6 protein-coding genes are annotated in these 6,574 nt (G+C 36.4%); all 6 read left to right on the forward strand.

Going from position 1 to position 6,574, the window contains the following annotated elements; translation table 11 throughout:
• Positions 1 to 166 precede the first annotated feature (166 nt).
• The 6 genes from V7127_RS22035 (at position 167) to V7127_RS22060 (ending at position 6,142) form a co-directional block, all read left to right on the forward strand.
• Complete coding sequence (locus V7127_RS22035; RefSeq protein ID WP_335489654.1) at positions 167 to 1,294, forward strand: metallophosphoesterase; 1,128 nt, start codon at positions 167 to 169, stop codon at positions 1,292 to 1,294.
• Positions 1,295 to 1,503: 209 nt separating this feature from the next.
• Entirely contained in the window at positions 1,504 to 2,610 is a 1,107-nt protein-coding gene (locus V7127_RS22040; protein ID WP_335348371.1) for an ABC transporter ATP-binding protein, read from the forward strand.
• Positions 2,600 to 3,403 carry an ABC transporter permease gene (locus V7127_RS22045; protein ID WP_335489658.1) on the forward strand — a complete coding sequence of 268 codons (804 nt, stop codon included), beginning with the start codon at positions 2,600 to 2,602 and terminating at the stop codon, positions 3,401 to 3,403. The genes V7127_RS22040 and V7127_RS22045 overlap by 11 nt, the downstream gene beginning before the upstream one ends.
• Positions 3,400 to 4,203, forward strand: coding sequence for an ABC transporter permease (locus tag V7127_RS22050; protein ID WP_335347847.1), 804 nt, complete (start codon positions 3,400 to 3,402; stop codon positions 4,201 to 4,203). The genes V7127_RS22045 and V7127_RS22050 overlap by 4 nt, the downstream gene beginning before the upstream one ends.
• A complete protein-coding gene (locus tag V7127_RS22055; RefSeq protein ID WP_335489661.1) occupies positions 4,200 to 5,273 on the forward strand; it encodes an ABC transporter substrate-binding protein in 1,074 nt (357 codons plus the stop codon). Before V7127_RS22050 ends, V7127_RS22055 begins: the two co-directional genes overlap by 4 nt.
• Before the next feature lie 101 nt (positions 5,274 to 5,374).
• On the forward strand, positions 5,375 to 6,142 hold the full coding sequence (locus V7127_RS22060; RefSeq protein WP_335489690.1) for a divergent polysaccharide deacetylase family protein: 768 nt from the start codon (positions 5,375 to 5,377) through the stop codon (positions 6,140 to 6,142).
• Positions 6,143 to 6,574 lie beyond the last annotated feature (432 nt).

The following is a 6,574-nucleotide window of genomic DNA, read 5'->3' on the forward strand; positions in this document are numbered from 1 at the left end:
GATAGAGCATGTTCTATCATCTTTTTTTATATACGTGAAATGATCTACACCATTTGCTGCGTGTGTGACTATTCATTATTTAGGAAAAATTAACTATTTCGCTAAAATCCGATTATTATTCCCTAAATTAGAGAAAATAAGAAAACATATAGTAAGGGGTGTTTGGATGAAAAGAATAAAAGTGATCATTCAATTCATACTGATCATCAGCATTTTGCTCATTGCCTTAAATCGGACAGACGCCAAAGAGATCATGGAATCTAGCTTGCGGCTTCGAATTTTAGAAACAACAGATTTGCATGCACATATGTTAGGGTTTGATTATAAAAAAAATAAACCGAATCTAGAATTCGGATTAGCCAGAACTGCATCACTTATCAAGCAAGCTCGGGAAGAGGAGATTAATTCACTGCTTTTTGATGTAGGTGATGTACTTGTAGGAAGTGCTCTAGATGAATATGTGTATAAAACCAACTATTTGGACGATCATTACTTTCATCCTGTATTTAAAGCGATGAATGGACTTTATTATGATGCGGCAACAGTAGGAAATCATGAATTCAATCATGGATTAGATTTTTTGCATAAAAGCTTGCGAGGAGCCAAGTTCCCATACGTAAATGCCAATATTTATATAGATGATCAAAATCAATACGATGGCGATGATCTTAATTATTTCAATCCGTTTTTGATCTTAGATAGAAACTTTATTGATACTAACGGAAATAAACAAAAATTAAAGGTTGGTGTTATTGGCATTCTTACCCCAATTGCAGCCGAATGGGACAAGAAGTATTTTCAAGGTAAATTAAAGATAAAAAATATACAGGAAACGGCTGAGCATTTTGTACCTATCATGAAAAAGATGGGTGCAGACATAATTATCGCTCTTGCACATGTTGGATTAGATCCTGACAAAGGATTAAAGGAGAAAAAGGGAAATTCCGTAATCGATTTAAGTGAAGTAGAAGGGATCGATGCTATTTTATACGGTCATACTCATTTAATTTTCCCTGGGAAGGACCTCTATAGTGTAAATGATGAAACAGGAACTATAAATGGGGTCCCGGCTGTACAAGCTGGCTATTGGGGAAATCATCTTGGCATCATAGATCTAGAAATAATCAAGATGAATGGAAAATGGTTTGTTAATAGCAGTCATTCAATAGTAAAACCAGTGTTCAAGACCATTAATGGAAAGACCATTCCATTAGTCGAAGAGGATGACCAGATTGTAAGAGTGATGGAGCCTATACATCTTGAAATACAAAGGTTTATCCAAAATAGTAAATAGATTACACACCTCCTGCACATAGTTAACATATGAGTAGGAAGCCTTTTTTTACAAGAGGTATTCTCTAGACAATATTTTCAAAAAACATCTCCCATCAATGCATAGGAATATGGTATTATAACGTTTGAATGTCTAAATGTTATTATTCGATTTTTTTCGATAAAATGCGTTGCATGATTTGAAATTTTTTTTTGATAGAAGGAGATAAAATGACAAATAACACTATAATCCGTTTTGAGCATGTAACAAAACAATATGATGATGATCCTCCTGTTTTAAAAGAGGTAAGCTTTGAGATTGAGAGAGGGAAATTCTATACTCTACTAGGTCCATCCGGCTGCGGAAAAACAACCATATTACGGCTGATTGCAGGATTTATTGAGCCTTCATCTGGAAAGGTATTTATTAATGAAAAATTAGTCAATGAAGTGCCGGCCAATAAACGCCAAGTCAACACTGTATTTCAGGACTATGCGTTATTTCCGCATTTAAATGTATTTGAGAATGTAGCATTTGGACTTAGAATTAAAAAAATTAAAAATATTGAAGTAGACCGAAGAGTAAAGGAAGCACTTCGATTTGTGAATCTTGAAGGCTATGAAAATCGTGAAATAAGAGAAATGTCAGGCGGTCAGCGTCAGCGTGTAGCCATTGCAAGAGCCATTGTCAACGAACCGGAAGTCATACTACTCGATGAGCCATTATCAGCGCTAGATTTAAAACTTCGTACAGAAATGCAGTACGAGCTTCGTGAGCTCCAGCGCAGATTGGGCATTACGTTTATCTTTGTTACCCATGACCAAGAGGAAGCACTGGCGATGTCTGACGAAATTTTTGTTTTGAATAACGGAAAAATCGAACAGAGCGGAACGCCAACTGATATTTACGATGAACCGATTAACCGATTTGTTGCTGATTTCATTGGAGAATCGAATATTGTACCAGGGACGATGATTAAAGATTTTTCTGTCCAGTTTACCGGGAAAACCTTTGATTGTGTGGATGGCGGCCTAAATCCAAATGAAGCCGTGGATATTGTGATCCGTCCTGAGGATTTGGAAATTACTAAGCCAGAATCAGGGAAACTAAGGGTTAAAGTAGATACTCAGCTTTTCCGCGGTGTTCATTATGAAATTAGCTGCTATGACCAGGATGGAAATGAATGGCTTGTTCATTCAACGAAAAAGGCAAATGTAGGGGAAGAAATAGGGCTGTACTTTGATCCTGAAGCCATTCATGTCATGAGACATGGAGAAACAGAGGAAGAATTCGACAAACGTTTAGAAGCATATGAAGAGGGAAGCTATGAAAACTAACTCTCGTAATCTGTATTTAATCCCTTATGTTATTTGGATTCTTTTGTTTGTCGTAACACCCATTCTTCTCGTTGTATACTATTCGTTTTTTGATATTGAAGGGCATTTTACTTTTGATAATTACAAAAAGTTCTTTACGCCAGTCTATCTGAAGATGACATTTAGTTCATTTTGGTATGCATTTTTAATTACATTTTTCGCCTTTATTATTGCTTATCCAACAGCCTATTTACTGACAAAAACCAAGCATAAGCAGTTATGGCTATTATTAATTATTCTTCCTTCGTGGATTAATTTATTGTTAAAAGCTTATGCGTTTATTGGTATCTTTGGCACATATGGTGCTGCGAATAGCTTTCTTGAGGTAATGGGGGTTGGCAGCAAACAGATATTATTTACAGATTTCAGCTTTATCTTTGTTTCTGTTTATATCTTTCTGCCATTTATGATTTTACCGATCTTTAATGCGTTAGATGAATTAAACCCATCACTCATTGATGCATCTAATGATTTAGGTGCTTCACCATGGACAACTTTTACCCGTGTTATTTTCCCATTAACGCTGGATGGAGTTAAGTCAGGATGCCAAGTCGTGTTCATTCCTGCACTTTCATTGTTTATGTTAACAAGACTTATTGCTGGTAACCGTGTTATCACCCTCGGAACAGCCATCGAACAGCATTTCCTTGTCACTCAAGACTGGGGAATGGGCTCAACGATCGCTGTCTTCCTAATTATTGCCATGGTACTCATTATGGTACTCACTGGTAAACGAAAGAGGGGGATCCTATGAAGAAAAAGACAAAGCTTTCAGCAATCTATTTGACCATTGTATTTCTAATTTTGTATGCCCCTATTTTTTACTTAATGTTTTATTCATTTAATAGCGGCGGAAATATGTATCAGTTCGAAGGATTCACCCTTGATTGGTATCGAGAGCTGTTCGGGGATACAAGACTTTTAATTATTGTTTTAAATACAGCAATTATTGCCCTTTTATCAGCGGCGATTTCTACAATACTAGGTGTTGCCGGTGCACTTGCGATTTATTTTGCTAGAAGAAGAAGAGTAAAAAATACACTTCTTTCACTTAATAATGTTCTAATTGTCAGTCCTGATGTTATCATCGGAGCGTCATTTTTAATATTGTTTACAATTATTGGAATTAAACTAGGGTTTGTCTCTGTATTATTTGCACACATTGCCTTTAGTGTTCCAATTGTGGTGATTATGGTACTGCCAAAAATTGAAGAAATGAACATATCCATGATATATGCAGCTCTCGACTTAGGTGCAAGCAGATGGGATGTCCTAACTAAGGTGATTCTGCCTTTTATTACCCCTGGTATTTTCGCAGGTTTTTTCATGGCTTTAACGTATTCTCTAGATGATTTTGCCGTTACATTTTTTGTAACAGGTAATGGGTTTACGACATTATCTGTAGAAATCTACTCACTTGCAAGACGTGGAGTTTCATTAAACATTAATGCCCTATCTACCTTATTGTTTATTTTCACGATGCTGTTGGTAGTCGGTTATTACTTTATTACGAAACGTAATAATCGTCCGGCTGGAATGGGGGTTAAGAAATGAAACAGCTTGTCCGTGCCTTAGCAGCTGTACTCATTGTTTCAATTGGTTTAATTCTTTTTGTCAATAAACTAAATTCTGCTCAAGGGTATTCAAGTGGAAATACACTGACGATATTTAACTGGGGAGATTATATTGACCAGGAACTTATAAAACGATTTGAAAAAGAAACCGGGATTAAGGTCATCTACGAAACATTTGATTCAAATGAAGCGATGCTGACGAAAATTGAGCAGGGCGGAACTTCTTATGATATAGCCGTTCCGTCTGAGTATGCAATCGATAAAATGAGGCAAGAAAATTTACTTATCCCGATTGATCATTCAAAAGTGCCGAACCTTCAATATATCGATTCAAGATTTATGGATTTGCCTTTCGATCCAGGAAATGAATATTCAATCCCTTACTTTTGGGGAACAGTCGGAATCGCGTATAATAAAGAGATGCTAGGTGATTTAGAAATAACTAGTTGGGATGATTTATGGGATCCAAAGTTCAAAAATCAGATATTAATTATTGATGGTGCTCGAGAGGTAATGGGAATGGGCTTAAATAGCTTAGGCTATTCTTTAAATGATACAGATGAAAAACACCTTATCGAAGCGAAAGAAAAGCTTGATTTGTTAACGCCGAATATTAAAGCGATCGTAGGGGACGAAATTCGGATGTTGTTAGAAAATGGCGAAGCTGGTATTGGCCTTGTCTGGTCCGGAGTAGCTCAAGAAATTATGTGGGAAAATGAAGATGTTGAATATGTCGTCCCAGAAGAAGGCTCCAATCTCTGGTTTGACAATATGGTGATTCCAAAGACTTCTAAAAATCCGGAAGCCGCACATCAATTTATTAATTTTATTCTTGATCCAGAAGTTGCCGCACAAAACACAGAGTATGTAGGGTACTCTACACCTAATAAAGGGGCACTCGAATTCATGGATGAAGAAGTCATTAGTGATGAGCGCTTCTATCCGGATGAAGAAATGACAGCCAAGCTCGAGGTATACGAAAACCTTGGAAAAAGAATGCTTGCCTATTATAATGATCTATTTTTAGAATTTAAAATGCATAGAAAATAACAGAAAACTGACTAGCTAAATGGCTGGTCAGTTTTTTTATTTTGCATTCATTTTTTTCTCCAAAAATGGAGAGTTTATTAAAAAGGGGTGATTCTAACATGTTGCGGTTTATATCGATTATAGTGCTAGTTTTTACAATGACAATGCCAATGGAAACTGAATCTAAAACGGAAAAAAAGGAACTTGCTATCGTCATCGATGACCTTGGAAATAACATGAAAGGAACAGATGAAATATTAAAACTTCCAGTTACATTGACTGCTGCCATCATGCCATTTATGCCAACTACTAAACGGGATGCAGAGTTAGCAATGAAAAATAATCATGAAGTTATTGTTCATCTGCCAATGGAGCCGAAAAGGGGAAAGAAAAGCTGGTTAGGACCGGGCGCCATTACTACAGATTTAAATGATGAAGAAATAAGACGCCGAGTTGTGGCAGCAATTGAGGATATCCCGCATGCTGTGGGGATGAACCACCACATGGGTTCCAAAGCAACAGAAGATGAACGAGTCATGAAAATTGTTTTAGAGGCTTGCAAAGAATATGGATTGTATTATCTTGACAGTAAAACAACTGGAAAAAGTGTGATCCCAAAATTAGCCAATGAGATGGGAGTTCCTTATTTGGAAAACAATCTTTTTTTTGATGATATATATACAATTGAACATATTACGAAACAGGCCAATTTATTAGCAGGAAAACTTAATATAAGTGATCGGTTAATTGCAATTGGTCATGTAGGAGTAACCGGTGCAATGATGGTAAACGTTTTAGAGGAATATATTCCAGTTTATCAAAATAGAGCAAACATTGTTCCGTTATCAGACATGATACCAGAGCTTAAACTGATTGATAAAAAGTTGTGATCATCTAAGCCGGAAACAAAATAAAAAGATCGCCCACATTCCGATCTGGTTAGTCCCGCAACGAAGCGAAATGAGAAGAGGTGGACGGCCTTGAGAATAGTATATGATGTAAATTAAAAATGATGCAAAACAAGTCCAGATTTGAAAAAAACTGGCTTGTTTTTTATTTTCTTAAGAGTAATTGTGGAATATTATGATAAATTAGCTGGCCTTACAGTAAGTTAATTTGTGATTAATATTTCTTGGGAAAGCGCAAATTCAGACATTTCCTGAGTTGTGCCGTCATAATATAGCGCAATTTGCCGATAAAGTGAAACTTCAATCAGTGGAGGTTTCCGACGCACATTATGTGGTAGTGCAGACAATGACATTAGGCAGTGGCAATTTATTTCAGCTTCATTCCCCACTGATTATTAGTTGCGGCCCACAGGA

This window comes from Bacillus sp. JJ1773 (assembly GCF_036962035.1).
Taxonomy (GTDB): domain Bacteria; phylum Bacillota; class Bacilli; order Bacillales; family Cytobacillaceae; genus Cytobacillus.

What these genes read in the sequence shown, in the direction of transcription:
- V7127_RS22050 (WP_335347847.1), top strand. Translation starts at nt 3,400, where the DNA reads ATGAAGAAAAAGACAAAGCTTTCAGCAATCTATTTGACCATTGTATTT.
- V7127_RS22045 (WP_335489658.1), top strand. Translation starts at nt 2,600, where the DNA reads ATGAAAACTAACTCTCGTAATCTGTATTTAATCCCTTATGTTATTTGG.
- V7127_RS22035 (WP_335489654.1), top strand. Translation starts at nt 167, where the DNA reads ATGAAAAGAATAAAAGTGATCATTCAATTCATACTGATCATCAGCATT.
- V7127_RS22055 (WP_335489661.1), top strand. Translation starts at nt 4,200, where the DNA reads ATGAAACAGCTTGTCCGTGCCTTAGCAGCTGTACTCATTGTTTCAATT.
- V7127_RS22040 (WP_335348371.1), top strand. Translation starts at nt 1,504, where the DNA reads ATGACAAATAACACTATAATCCGTTTTGAGCATGTAACAAAACAATAT.